The following is a 13835-nucleotide window of genomic DNA, read 5'->3' on the forward strand; positions in this document are numbered from 1 at the left end:
TAATGAACAGGGCTTCGGCCCTGTTTTTTTATTCCCGAGAGAAAATAATAGCGACTTTTGAAAAGCCGCACGCTTTTCGTCGCAAACGGTTGGCATTTTGTAAATCTACCGTTAACCTGATAGCGGATTTCACTTCTGTAATCACAATGGAACTTCGTCATGTTTGAGAACATTACTGCCGCTCCTGCCGACCCAATTCTGGGCCTGGCCGATCTGTTTCGTGCCGACGACCGCCCTGGCAAAATCAACCTGGGTATTGGTGTATATAAAGATGAAACCGGCAAAACTCCGGTACTGACCAGCGTCAAAAAAGCTGAGCAGTATCTGCTGGAAAACGAAACCACCAAAAACTACCTCGGTATTGATGGTATCCCTGAATTTGGTCGCTGCACCCAGGAGCTGCTGTTCGGCAAAGGCAGCACCATTGTGAGCGAAAAACGCGCCCGCACGGCGCAGACCCCAGGCGGTACCGGCGCACTGCGCGTGGCGGCAGATTTCCTGGCGAAAAACACCTCTGTGAAGCGTGTCTGGGTAAGCAATCCAAGCTGGCCGAACCACAAGAGCGTGTTTAATTCTGCGGGTCTGGAAGTCCGTGAATACGCCTACTATGACGCGGCAAACCATGCGCTGGACTTCGATGGTTTGCTGGCCAGCCTGAGCGAAGCCCAGGCGGGCGATGTGGTGCTGTTCCATGGCTGCTGCCATAACCCAACTGGTATCGATCCTACGCTTGAACAGTGGGAACAGCTGGCTAAGCTGTCCGTTGAAAAAGGCTGGCTGCCGCTGTTCGACTTCGCTTACCAGGGCTTTGCCCGTGGTCTGGAAGAAGATGCTGAAGGTCTGCGCGCATTCGCCGCCGTCCATCAGGAGCTGATTGTCGCAAGCTCCTATTCCAAGAACTTTGGTCTGTATAACGAGCGTGTCGGCGCCTGTACGCTGGTGGCCGCTGACGATCAAACTGTCGATCGCGCATTCAGCCAGATGAAGTCCGTGATCCGCGCTAACTACTCCAACCCACCGGCACACGGTGCGTCTGTAGTTGCGACGATCCTGAGCAACGATGCGCTGCGCGCAATCTGGGAACAAGAGCTGAACGATATGCGTCAGCGCATTCAACGCATGCGTCTGCTGTTTGTGAACACGCTGGCTGAGAAAGGCGCCGACCGTGACTTCAGCTTCATCATCAAGCAGAACGGCATGTTCTCCTTCAGTGGCCTGACCAAAGAGCAGGTGCTGCGCCTGCGTGAAGAGTTTGGCGTCTATGCCGTTGCCTCTGGCCGCGTGAACGTTGCAGGTATGACGCCTGACAACATGGCGCCACTGTGCGAAGCCATTGTCGCGGTGCTGTAACCTGCACCCATAAAAAAAGCCTGCATCGCGCAGGCTTTTTTATTGAAAGGGTTTACCAGACAGGCATTTCATCCTGAAGGAACGGGTTATGCAACCGCTCATCGCCCAGCGTTGATATTGGTCCGTGTCCAGGGATAAACGTCACATCATCACCTAACGGTAATAACTTCTGCTTAATCGACTGAATCAGCTGACCGTGATCGCCGCGTGGGAAATCGCTGCGTCCTACGCCCCCTTTGAAAATCACGTCACCGGAAATCAGCAGACGCGACGCGTCATCAAAGAAGACAATATGGCCGGGCGTATGCCCGGGGCAATGCAACACCTGTAAAGTTACATTCCCTACGTTAACGCGATCGCCTTCGTTCAGCCAGCGGTCCGGTGTCAGTGGCTGACAGTCATCCAGACCAAACATGCGGCTTTGGGCAGGCAGCCCCTGAAGCCAGAACTCATCTTCTTTTTCCGGGCCGATAATCGGCACACCGTAGTGTTCAGCCAGTTCAGCCGCTGCACCCACATGGTCAAGATGGCCATGGGTCAGTAAAATCTGCATCAGCGTTACACCGCTGGCAGCGACTTCCTGCTTGATTGTCTCAGCGTCGCCACCGGGATCAACAAGCGCGGCCAGTTTAGTTTGTTCACACCAGATCAATGAACAGTTCTGTGAGAACGCGGTAACCGGAATAATACGATAGTTCATACTGCTCCTGTGTTTCGTTATTACCAGTGCCGAACCGGCCCGGTATCAATATGCACAAAGTTGCTACGTGGGTAGTATCCTACACCACCTGCGCGCATAGATAACGCCGCTTTGCGAATATTGGCTAACGAAACGCCTTCAATATGGAAATCCATCGCCTGCCCTTTGGTGTGATAGCTTTTTTTCGCTACCCCACGGCTGTGGGCGCGCAGTTCATTGTTGGTATCCAGAGAGCGATAGCCAGAAATGAGTTGCACCGGCCTTTTGGTCCCCAGCAGTCCCTGCAAGCGGTAAAGCTGATCGAATAATCCAGGGTCGATGGCTTTGATTTTGTTCGCGCGGAAATCACGGAAAAAATGGTTGAGTCGTGCTAATTCATCCTGAATATAGCCTCTGCCATCGAAAAATTCCGCTTTAAGCGTCTCACCAGTATGCAGATTGTTGAGCGTTAAAATACGCGGACGAGGTGTCGAGAGGGTGGCAAATGCTGGCGTCGGAAGGATGGCTGCTGCGCCCAGCGCAACGCCACCTAACGCCAGCAATTTGCGGCGATTAGCGTCAAATTTGTCCATGATAATCAGGTCTACAGGTAAAAGAAATTGTCAATATGCTTAGCGCACGAAGGGCACCATAACTGGCAAAGCCTGCTACGTCAAGGCGCCCAATCCCAGTGAATACGCGGCTTGCAGCCAGATCGCCTCATATTCACCATAACTTACGACAATCATTTTTACCGAACTACTTCATTTACCTGATTAATTGTTCCGCTTTTGGCAAGATTTGTGCGCCGGATCGCGCTGTCAGATCATAATTGTAAATATCTGTACGATACTGGGTACGTCCGTCCGCGCCCACAAACGCCGTCAGATAGTAAAGATTGACCGGAATATTGTGGCGGATATTGACGTAACGCGTATCCCCCTGCTTCAGGGCATCTGATATCCGCGTATCGTTCCAGCCTGCATCCTGCAACAGCATATTCGCCAGTTCGGAGGCCTTATTCACGCGAACGCAGCCAGAACTGAGCGCGCGTGCGTCTTTCTGGAACAGATTATGGTTCGGGGTATCATGCAGATAGATTGCGTCCGAACTTGGCATATTGAATTTGTAACGTCCGAGCGAGTTATGCGCACCCGGTGCCTGCTGGAAACGGAACGGCAGGTTCGAAGGCGTAATCGTTGACCAGTCGACCATCCAGGGGTCAATCGCTTCTTTGCTGTTCCAGCCACGCATCACCGTATAGTTATGTCGCTCCAGATATCCCGGGTCATTCCAGACCTTAGGCAGGATATCTTTGCGCGCCAGCGTCGGCGGCACGTTCCACGGCGGGTTAACCACCACGTTATTCAGCGCGCTGCTCATCATCGGCGTTTTGCGGTCAGGTCGACCCACAATCACGCGGGACGCCAGCACTTCGCTACCATCCTGATAGTAGACCAGAGAGTACGCCGGAATGTTGACCATAATGCCGGTGGATAACGTGCCCGGCAGCAAGCGCAAGCGCTGGATATTCAACGCCAGCACCCCTGCCCGCTGGGCCGGAGAGACGTTCAGCCAGTCGCGAGTCGATGGACCAATCACGCCGTCGGCGCCCAGCCCCTGCGCGGCCTGGAACTGCTTCACTGCCGCGACCAGCTCGCGATCGTAAGCGGCGGGCTTATTGCTCAGCGCAACGGCGGTTTTCTCTTTTACCGGCGCCGACGGGCTGACGACTGCGTTTTGCGTATCGTCGCCGGGCAGCGCAATTTTAGGGCCGCTGTCAAGCATGCCAGACCGTTTCATAATTTCGCGAATCGCAGGCACATCGCTGCTCCATTGTCCCGGACGCAGCGTTGCTGTTCCACGCAACTGAGGCCACGGGCGGGAATCCGCAACCAGCTCAAGAAGCGACTGATGCATCGTGGCATACTGCGGGTGGGCGGGCGCAAGGCTTGCGATAAAGCGCGGCAGTTCACCGTTGTCCAGCGACAGCTGCCACTGATTAATGACGGACAGCGCGGGCGTCGCCAGCTTGTACGGTTTACTGCTGTATAACCAGCGGTTGCCGTTCACCGAAATCCCCGCCACAAACTGCAAGTAGCCCATCATGGCATCAGACAGCACCACATCACGCGCCTGTCCGGTAACGGCAGGGTCGGTCAGGAGTTCAACCCAGGTCGTGAACTGTGGCTGAAAACCTGCAATCGCCACTTCAGCCAGCTGCTGCTGGAAGGCACGTACCGCCTCGCGATTTTCCCACATCGGTTTCATATCGCGCGCAGCGTAAAGCAGCGTGAGCTGGTTAATATAAGCGGGGGTATAGCCCGAGGGCAGCCCGGTCATAAGCTGCTGGCGTAATGATTCAGTATCGATGCCTTCCGGCAGCGGTTTAATGCCGGCCATGATGGCCGTCGCCGGAGACTGATCCAGCGGTTGTGACAGCGACGTCGGCTGCGCGCCCATCGTCGCGGAGCTGTCAGTCGGTACAATTTCAGGCTCATCGGCCTGAGCGGTAAACAGTGGAGCAAACATCACTGTCAGGCACAAACTCAGCGCAGACAGCTGACGACCACGATCTTTCTTAAGCAACATCCCTTGCCCCCTGTTTTTCACGACATGCCCAGTATTCTGGAGCTTTCCTTCAGTATAGAAAGGCATACACGCTGCTGCCTTGCCTTATGTAAAGAAGTTTAAAGATAACGCAGCCCTGAACACAAGTTAAGTGAATAAAAAAAGCGACGCCTGAGCGCCGCCTTTTACCATACCCCGGGTTAAGAGGCGTCAGCCGTGCCCGGTAATGACTCCGGTGGCTGCGGGGCGAAGCCACGCAGACCTACGACGTGTACATGTTCACTGTTCTGGAACACTTTACGCACCAGCTTATAGGTTGTCCCTTTTTCCGGACTGATGTTTTCCGGCGCCGCGATGATGAGCTGCATATCGAGTCGCTCGCAAAGCTCAAACAGCGTGGCGATGGAGCGGGCGTCGAGACGCGCGGCTTCATCGAGGAACAGCAGACGGCATGGAGAGATGTCCTTGCCACGCAGACGACGCGCTTCATCTTCCCAGCTCTGCACCACCATCACCAGAATCGACATACCGGTACCGATGGCTTCACCGGTAGAGAGCGCACCGGATTCCGCGCGCAGCCAGCCGTCTGAGCCACGGTTAACCTCAACTTCCATTTCCAGATAGTTGCGGTAGTCCAGCAACTCCTCGCCGATGGTTTGCGGCGTACGCTGGCCCATGTCAATCTGCGGATTCAGACGCTGATACAGCTTCGCCAGCGCTTCGGAGAAGGTCAGGCGGTTACTGTTGAACAGATCCTGATGCTGCTCATGCTGTTCAGACAACACGTCAAGCAGCGTGGAGTGCGCCTCACGCACGTTCACGTTCAGCCGCACGCTGTTGACCTGGCCAAACGACACGCTTTGCAGGCCCTGGTTCAGCTGACGGATACGGTTCTGCTCGCGCTGAATGGTTTTACGAATAATATTCGCCACGCTGCGGGAGCTGATTGCCAGCTTCTGCTCGCGGGAGGTCAGCTCCTCCGTCAGACGGCCCAGCTCGATCTCCATCTGTTCGATCGCTTCAACCGGATCGTCGGTACGGATGATGTCCTGACGAATACGCTCGCGTAAGTGCTGATAAACCGCCACGAAGAACTGAATTTTGCGCTCAGGACGCTTCGGATCTTCGGACATGCGCAGCACGTCGCGCAGGTGTTCATTGTCCGCCACGGCCAGACGCAGAGCACCCAGCGCCTTATCCGACATAGAGCGCAGTTCATCGGCTGACAGGTACGCCAGCTCGCGACGGTGCAGACGACGCTCCACGTTGTTGTCCTTCACCATGCGCATCACCGCGCACCAGCCCGCCTTCGCGGTCACAACCTGTTCACGCATCTCAAAATAGTCGCGCTCCAGCTTGCGCAGACGACGCGTCAGGTTGTCCATCTCCGCTTCACAGAAGGTCAGCGCTTTTTCGAGCTGATTACGACGCGCACGGTTGTTGCTGAGCTGAGCATGCAGCTCATCACGGCGAATACGCGCCCGCTCTTCTGCGCCGCTGTCGGCGCGCACGCCAATGTCCTGCAACTCTTTGTGCAGGTCATTTAACAGCTCTTTCTTGGTGTCGAAGGAGCTTTTCAGCGATGCCATGACCTGGCTGTACTGGCTCAGCTGTGCAGCGTGAGTACGCATCGCTTCACGGGCGCGCGTTCGTTCCGCTTCGGCCTGCTCAAGACGCTGGCGCAGCTTTTCATTCAGATCGCTGTTCCCGCTCAGCATTTCTGCTGAATCGGAGTAGCCGAAGTGTGCGCGACGTTGCACCACTTCCGTGAGGGCAAACGCCTGCTGACGCGCTTCGCGCTGCACCTGCTGTGACCAGGCGTAATCTTCTTTTAACTGCTCAAACTGTTCCGGGTCGCTCTGGAGAACGGAAACCATCGGCTCCAGTTTTGCCAGCTGATTGCCGTGTTGCTGCACAAAGCGCGCCGCTTCCTGCGCTTCGTCCAGACGTTCCTGAATCTCATCCACGCGGTCGGCGAGCGTATCGTCCGCCAGCAGGTTCAGGCGCGGCAGGATGCGGTTAAGGGCCGCAACGCCTTCTTTCGCCTGCTCAAACTGCACGCGGCTTTGCTGGTTGTCATTTTCATGGCTGGCAAGCGCACGCTCCAGCTCACCGCGGCGGGTGTTGAGCTTACGAATTTCGGCTTCCGGATCGGGCTGGAAGGCAACGCCCAGATGGTTGCCGATAAAGCGGCTGAACGCCTGATGCAGACGCTGGGTTTTCTGCACGTCAAACGACAGGGTCGCAAAACGCTCTGAAAGCGTTTCACGCTCGGCGTGCAGGCTTTCAATACGGTTTTCACGCGCGGCGCGGCCAAACAGCGGCAGTTCCGGGAAGCGCGAATAGCGCCACTGGCGATCGGCGATTTTCACCACCACCGCTTTTTCCAGCTCGTCGACGCTGAATACGCTGTCATCAAACGACTGCGGATCCCCTTCGATGAGGTAGAGATCTTCCGGGCAGTCTTCCAGCCCTGCAAGCTGGTCAGAAATCAGCGACAGATCCGGCACTACAATCGCGTTACGGGACGGACCGTACAGCGCGGAGAAGTACGGCGCATCGTCCAGGCCGACGTCGTCGTAAATTTCAGATAGCAGCACGCCGCCGAAACGCTCGGCTAACGCATTCAGGCGCGGATCTTCTGAGCCGCCAGGCTGGCTTAAACGCTCGATTTCTTCATCGACGTCACGCTTGCGCGCGCCCACTTCGTCACGCTCAACAATCGCTTCGCGTTCGCGCTCCAGCAGCTGTTGCATGTATTCGGTGACGTCCTGGCTGGAGGCAAACTCCTGACCACACTGCTCGCTGAGCTGGTTCAGGCTGCTTTGTGCGGCCAGCCAGATCGGCGCACGCTGTAAGAGCGTCTTCGAACGGGACTGAAGCTGTTCCAGCTCCTGACGCAGCGTCATGCGCTGTTCGCTGGCGTTCGATACGGTATCGGACAGGGCCGCAATACGCGCTTCCAGCTCCTGATGCAGAGCCTCAAGCTCGTCGAAATCGTAATTTTTACCCTGACGTTTGCAAAATTCCGCCAGCAGACGCTCAGCTTCCTGCTGTTCACGCAGACGCTGTTCCAGCTCGTTCAGGCGCATGCGCAGCGGCTGCACCTGCTCGGCCAGATGGCGCTGATTAACGCCGTCGCGCAGTAGCTCACGGGCAACGTCCCATGCTTCGTTACGCGCCAGCGGACCGTTGATCGCCACCACCAGCTGGTACGCCTGCTCAAACTGGCTGTGTGCCGTTTGCGCCACGCTCATTTTCTGATCGAGAGAAAGCAGTTTCTCAGTGGCTTCCTGCTCTTTGGCCTGGAAGGTATCCAGCCATTCGTCAGCGCTTTCAGGGGTCAGGTCCGGCAGGTGGCACAGCTCTTTGGCACGCTGCAACGCCTGCAGCGCCTGGTTGTATTGGATCGCGCGGGTCTGCTGCACGTCCAGCGCCTGCTGGTAGTCTGCGAGCTGACTTTTCAGCTCATCCACTTCCAGCTCGGCGGCTTCCGCGCGGGCTTCGTTCTCTTCCTGCAAATCGGCGGCTTCTGCCACCACTTCATTTTGCTCTTCAAGACGAATTTGCAGCTCATCGAGATCGGCTTCATAGCGCTCGATTTTTTCCTGCTGACGCAGCGCGGTTTGCACCAGGTTCAGATGATCGCTGGCCGCCTGGTAATCGGCTTCCAGATCCCCTTCGGCACCGTTGTGCTCGCCCAGTTCGCGCGCCATTTCGACATGCTTATACTGCTCGGCGACCAGCTGTTTGCGGGAGGTAAACAGCTCGCGGCGGTATTCCAGCGCCTGATCGAGATGAATACGGCGCTCGTTGGCGTGACGCATATAGTCTGCCGCCACGTAGTTGGTGGCTTCGCTGATCAGGTGCTTAAACAGATCGCGGTCAGATTGCGTAACGCGAATCGCTTCCAGCGTCATGCGGTTTTCACGCAGCGCGGCTTCCATATCCTGGAAGGCCTTACGCACGCCGCTGTTTTCCGGCAGCAGGTAGTCGCGCAGGGAGCGGGTAATGGCGCTTGAGATACCGCCGTACAGGGAGGCTTCAATCAGACGGTAGTATTTACTACGATCTGACGCGCTGCGCAGACGACGGGCCACCACGCCGAGATCGAACATCAGAGAGTGGTAGTCGGTAATGGAGTTAAACTGCTTAAACTGCACGCCTTCGATGGCTTCCAGCTTGTCTTTCAGCTCCTGGAGCGTCAGAACGCGCGCCTGACGTTCATTCAGGGTTTCCGTCAGCAGCGCGGTCGGCTGCACGGAGGTTGGCAGCCCCTGGATCGCAAACGGTTTGATATCTACTTTACGGTCGCGGCCGGCAACCTGCTGCAGGCGCACGCCTACAACCACGCGCTGATGACGGGAGTTGATCACGTCCAGCACCGAATAACAGACGCCCGCTTTCAGCTTACCATGCAGCCCTTTATCTCGGGAGCCGCTCGTTGCACCCGCTTCAGTGGTGTTACGGAAGTGCAGCAGGGTCAGGTCAGGGATCAGCGCCGTCACGAAGGCCGCCATGGTGGTGGATTTACCTGCCCCGTTACCGCCGGAGAGCGTTGTCACCAGCTCATCCAGATCGAAGGTTCGGGCAAAGAAGCCGTTCCAGTTAATCAGCGTTAGTGAGCGAAATTTACCGCGTTCAATCATTACTCTTCCTCCCCGCTATCCGGCTGATTCTCTTCGTGCTCGTCATTGAGCTGCAAATGGTTTTCCACCGGCATCGCTTCACCGTCACGGATCATGCGCAGCTGTGCTTCACGCGCATCGTCACCCGCACGCACGTCGGCACCAAAGCGGAAGACCGATTCGGTAATGCGGAACTTGCTGCTGTCGTGACCCATGAACCAGACCATTCCCAGACGGCGCAGACGGTTCAGGGAAGAGCGAACTTTTTCCTGTAATTTCTGACGGTCCAGATCGGACCCCGTCGAGCGATTATTTACCAGCTTGAGCAGCTTGCTTTCATCCGCCAGCGACAGCAGCTCATCGTAAAGCTCCTGCTGGGTGAAGATCCCTTCATTCGCCAGACGTTCCGGGCTGAGGTAGAGGTAGCAGAGAATTTTGCCGACCATCATATCCAGTTCGGAAAGCACCGAGCGCGGAATAAGCGTAGTAGAGCGCGGACGCAGGTAGAAAAACCCTTCCGGCGCGCGGATCAGCTCAACGTTATAGCGAGCGTAAAACTCTTCCAGATACTCCTGAAAGTCCATCAAAAAGGCGTGATTATCCAGCTCGTCAAGGCCAATGTGACGACCGGCACGCAGCTGGCTGTCCAGCGCCGGAAACAACGGATTCGCCAGCGCCTGTGCCAGCTTAACTGGCATCACTTGTTCAATATTTGTCAATGACATGCGCCTGTACCTTGGCTCCGTAATCGTTAATCGGCTGCCACTTCGGCGGCAGTCCGGTGAAATCGGCTTGTGCGATGCCCAAGCGCACCGCCTGGTCTACAACAATGCGGGCTACATCGAAGTGGCGCGCTCGCGGATACTGCGCCAGATAGTCGCGTACCACGAGGCCAAGATCCAGCGGTGCTTGTCTGGCTTTATAGACAGCGAGCTGTTCTTCGATCATCGCCGCAAGCTGCTCGCGAATTTCGTTAAATTCTTCGTATTCCAGATCCGGCGGCAGTTCACCGGTGACCTCTTCATCACGCAGCGCCATCTCTTCGTCGCGCATATCCAGAAGTCGATCGGCGTTGGCGTAGGTCAGCGCCCACGGCGCATCAAAGTAGGTCTGTACCGACTGGCGCAGACGCTGAGCAAAGACGCGGTTCTTATCCATATCGATGGCGGTACGGATAAATTTATGCACGTGGCGGTCGTAACCGATCCACAGGTCGATCGACTGCTGGCCCCAGCTGATAATGCGGTCAAGCTTACTCTGCAAATCAAACACCAGACGGTCGATAAAATGCAGATCGTCGTGCGCCATCGTCGCGTCCTGGATGCGCAGCAGGTTGGCCTGTAGCTTATCCCCAGCCGCCTCCAGCGTATCCTGCAACTCACGTAGCGTACCGGACGTTTCTGACAGCAAAAGTTCACAGCTGGAGATGGCCGCACGCCAGTCTTTATTCAGCAGTTGAGCGATATCGTCTTTGACCTGCTGCTGCTGTTCGTCCATCAGACGTTGAGTCAGATCGATACTGTCGAAAATCTCGGCGACCGAGTATTTTAGCGGCGCGTAAACGTTGCGATGCCAGTGGAATTCGTCACCGTTTTCATCAGCCGCGTCGGCGGCACGCTTCAGCTCGCCTGCAACAATGGAAAGCTGCATGGAGAGACGCAGCGTGGAAAATTCGCGCTGGCGGATGTAATAGTCGGTAATGCCAATGCCCAGTGGCGTAAGACGATAGATGGCGTTTCCTTCCGCCTGCTCGCTGGTAAAGCGGTTCAGCAGACGTTGACGCACCATATCATTGATTGCGTTGTTGGCACGCACGCTAATGGTTTCGCTGGTTTGCTCAAACGCATCACTGACGTGGCGGAACGCATCCACCAGTTCGCCTTCACTCATTTCGCCATCCAGGCGTTCGCCGTTTAGCGTCGCAACCGCCAGCAGGAATGAGAGTCTGTCTACCGGCAGCGAGATGGAGAAATCGTTTTTCCTGGCCCAGGCAACCAGTTCGGGGACTGTCTGGGAAAATTCACTCATAGATTATCCTTGCATCTGCGGCTTGCGCGCGGTGACGTGGATATAGCGGCCAAGGCTCAGATAAGGCTCCTGGCGGCAGTACCGCGTCTCTATTTCTGTTAAGGCGTCTAAACAGTCATCCTGTTTTTGTTTATCACGCAGATAATCATGAAACACCCTCACGCCGGTTTTGCCGGTAATTTCCCAACCGATCTCCTCCAGCCAGCCATAGACCTGCTGCGGTTCACGGGGGAAATCCGGTGAAAGCGTGCGTCGTTTCTTTTTATACATGCCCTGCTGTACATAGCCAAAATTGCCGACCAGCACGTTTCGCATTAGCAGGCCGTTGGCATTGTAAAACATCAGCGATAACGCACCGCCCGGGCGCAGCATCGACCACAGCGTTTTTAACATCGCTTGTGGTTCGGCGACCCATTCGAGCACAGCATGAAACAATATCAGATCAACCTGCGTTTCCAAATGCTGCGGAATGTCCTGAGCGGCGCAATGTATAAAATGCATGTTGTCGCTCACACCTTTCTCTTCTGCCGCTCGCCCGGCGCGCGCAACCATCTCGGCAGAAAGATCGCAAAGCGTGACGTGATGTCCCCGCTGCGCCATCAGAATTGCAGTCTGCCCTTCCCCACCGCCGGCATCCAGTACGCGCAACGGTCGGTCACCAAATTCAGCCAGCAGCTTATCCAGATCCTGCCAGAGGATCGTCTGACGAAGCTGACCTTTGGTGGTGCCATAAATGTTGCGCGAAAACTTTTCCGCGATGTCATCAAAATTGCGATCCCGCATTGGGAGGGTTCCACTCACTGCAAAACCGCTATTTTGTCACACCCGCGCGGAGAATGAACCACTCTGGTGTAATATCACGGGCAATCGCCTGCTGTATGGTTAAAAAAGGAACCAAAAAGGATGCTTTTTACCCTAAAAAAATATATCGGAGGCATGATGCTTCCCCTTCCCCTGCTGTTGCTTCTCATCGCGCTGGGGCTGGCATTGATATGGTTTAGCCGCTTTCAGAAAAGCGGTAAATCCCTCGTCACCGTGGGCTGGCTGGCGCTGCTGTTACTCAGCCTGCAACCGGTCGCTGACGGTTTGTTACGCCCGATTGAAAACACCTACCCTACATGGCAGGGAAAACAGAAGGTGGGCTATATCGTGGTGCTGGGCGGCGGGTATACCTGGGATCCGAACTGGGCCCCCAGCTCAAACCTGATCAACAACAGCCTGCCGCGCCTGAACGAGGGGATCCGCCTGTGGCTTGCCAATCCGGGATCGAAGATGATCTTCACGGGCGCTGCGGCAAAAACCAACCCGGTAAGTACCGCTGAAGCAGGGGCAAGAGTGGCTGAATCGCTTGGCGTACCACGTTCCGCCATCATCACGCTGGATAGCCCAAAAGATACCGAAGAAGAAGCTGCTGCGGTGAAACAAGCCATCGGTGATGTGCCGTTCCTGCTGGTGACCTCTGCTTCACACCTGCCGCGCGCAATGATTTTCTTTGAGAATCAGGGCCTGCATCCGCTTCCTGCTCCGGCAAACCAGCTGGCCATTGACGCCCCGCTCAACACGTGGGAACGGATAATCCCGTCCCCGGTATGGCTGATGCACAGCGACCGCGTCGGTTACGAGACGCTTGGCCGCCTGTGGCAGTGGCTTAAGGGTTCGTCAGGCAAGCCAGGGCAGGAGTGATTTTGCGGCCAGATCGAAACTGGCTCGATTAAAGCGCCCGGTGTTGACCAGTTGCGCCACCTCATCCCAGAGAAGATAGAGCCAGCGTCGCCAGAGAAAGGCCTCCGCAACGGGGGCGCGCTGAAGATAGTGCCAGAGCAAATCTTCCGCCGCCCCGCCCTCGCTCAGCCTGAACAGTTCGTACTCGCGCGGCGCCCAGAGCATGATCCCCGGCCCGACCATTGCCAGAAGCTGATCGCTGCGCGAGTCTTTAAGCATACTGCGCAGCGTGAAGTTGCCGTGAACCAGCACGCAGTTGTCGTTAAAACCCTCAAACAGCGTCGGCAGACACTCCCGGGTGCGGAATAAAATACGTTTGTCCTGCATCGTTAAACCGGTGTTGTTGAACTGGTTCAGCGTGCCCCACAGCACTTCAACACGCTGGCGATACCACAGCGGCCACAGGTTTTCTTGGGTGCTGTCTACTGCGCCAACAAGACCCCGGCTGTCCTGCCGATGCCAGGCAAGCAGAGCCTCGACAATTTGATCTTTCAGCTGTTCCCAGCGCTCCGGTGTACGCGTCGGGGCTTCAACAGAAACCCCGCGTAAACGTTCGATAAGCAAAACATCCGGGCCGGGATGCTCCTCATGGGTCATCACGCCGTAGACCGTCGGCATACGGACTGTCCCTTCCCGCGCCAGCATCGACATTTTCCAGGCCAGCTGTCTGGCGACGCCCGGCGAGGTAAAACTTCTGGCCATCAGCGGCATGGGGTTTCCCTGACTGTCGTACAACGACCAGAGTGCGGTATCGGCCTTTTCATTCACGCATTCCACCCGGCTTAGCTGTTCGCCAAGGAGATGGCTGAGTTCAGCACGCAGCTGTTCCATATGAGATTACCCCCATTAAGACTACT

The 13835-nt window shown here is 56.2% G+C and carries 10 protein-coding genes; 2 read left to right on the forward strand and 8 right to left on the reverse strand.

Translation table 11 applies throughout. The features are described from left to right. Window positions 1–159: 159 nt before the first annotated feature. A complete protein-coding gene (locus ACOTZP_RS14050; RefSeq protein ID WP_023299734.1) occupies window positions 160–1350 on the forward strand; it encodes an amino acid aminotransferase in 1191 nt (396 codons plus the stop codon). Between the two features lie 52 nt (window positions 1351–1402). Here ACOTZP_RS14050 and ACOTZP_RS14055 read toward each other — a convergent pair whose 3' ends face one another. The 7 genes from ACOTZP_RS14055 to cmoM all read right to left on the reverse strand — a co-directional run bounded on the left by ACOTZP_RS14055 (window position 1403) and on the right by cmoM (window position 12039). After that, complete coding sequence (locus tag ACOTZP_RS14055) at window positions 1403–2050, reverse strand: MBL fold metallo-hydrolase (protein ID WP_421633739.1); 648 nt, start codon at window positions 2048–2050, stop codon at window positions 1403–1405. A gap of 20 nt (window positions 2051–2070) precedes the next feature. Beyond that, window positions 2071–2622, reverse strand: a complete 552-nt coding sequence (locus ACOTZP_RS14060; protein ID WP_003858202.1) for a YcbK family protein — start codon at window positions 2620–2622, stop codon at window positions 2071–2073. A gap of 175 nt (window positions 2623–2797) precedes the next feature. Then, window positions 2798–4621, reverse strand: coding sequence for a L,D-transpeptidase (gene ldtD, locus ACOTZP_RS14065; protein WP_032624528.1), 1824 nt, complete (start codon window positions 4619–4621; stop codon window positions 2798–2800). A 179-nt stretch (window positions 4622–4800) separates the two neighbouring features. Continuing rightward, window positions 4801–9249, reverse strand: a complete 4449-nt coding sequence (gene mukB / locus ACOTZP_RS14070) for a chromosome partition protein MukB (RefSeq protein ID WP_421633741.1) — start codon at window positions 9247–9249, stop codon at window positions 4801–4803. Further along, window positions 9249–9953 carry a chromosome partition protein MukE gene (mukE, locus tag ACOTZP_RS14075; RefSeq protein WP_003858208.1) on the reverse strand — a complete coding sequence of 235 codons (705 nt, stop codon included), beginning with the start codon at window positions 9951–9953 and terminating at the stop codon, window positions 9249–9251. The genes mukB and mukE overlap by 1 nt, the downstream gene beginning before the upstream one ends. After that, on the reverse strand, window positions 9934–11256 hold the full coding sequence (gene mukF / locus ACOTZP_RS14080; protein WP_022647635.1) for a chromosome partition protein MukF: 1323 nt from the start codon (window positions 11254–11256) through the stop codon (window positions 9934–9936). The genes mukE and mukF overlap by 20 nt, the downstream gene beginning before the upstream one ends. Before the next feature lie 3 nt (window positions 11257–11259). Next, window positions 11260–12039, reverse strand: coding sequence for a tRNA uridine 5-oxyacetic acid(34) methyltransferase CmoM (gene cmoM, locus ACOTZP_RS14085; protein WP_006809373.1), 780 nt, complete (start codon window positions 12037–12039; stop codon window positions 11260–11262). Between the two features lie 120 nt (window positions 12040–12159). Between cmoM and elyC the strand changes: the two genes are divergently transcribed. Continuing rightward, complete coding sequence (gene elyC / locus ACOTZP_RS14090; RefSeq protein WP_271075165.1) at window positions 12160–12939, forward strand: envelope biogenesis factor ElyC; 780 nt, start codon at window positions 12160–12162, stop codon at window positions 12937–12939. Here the strand turns inward: elyC and ACOTZP_RS14095 are convergent. Beyond that, a complete protein-coding gene (locus tag ACOTZP_RS14095; RefSeq protein WP_023299729.1) occupies window positions 12916–13809 on the reverse strand; it encodes a YcbJ family phosphotransferase in 894 nt (297 codons plus the stop codon). The two genes, elyC and ACOTZP_RS14095, sit on opposite strands and share 24 nt — an antisense overlap. Window positions 13810–13835: the final 26 nt, after the last annotated feature.

Origin of the sequence: Enterobacter cloacae complex sp. SYL001 (assembly GCF_049237025.1) — a bacterium.
Classification (GTDB): domain Bacteria; phylum Pseudomonadota; class Gammaproteobacteria; order Enterobacterales; family Enterobacteriaceae; genus Enterobacter; species Enterobacter intestinihominis.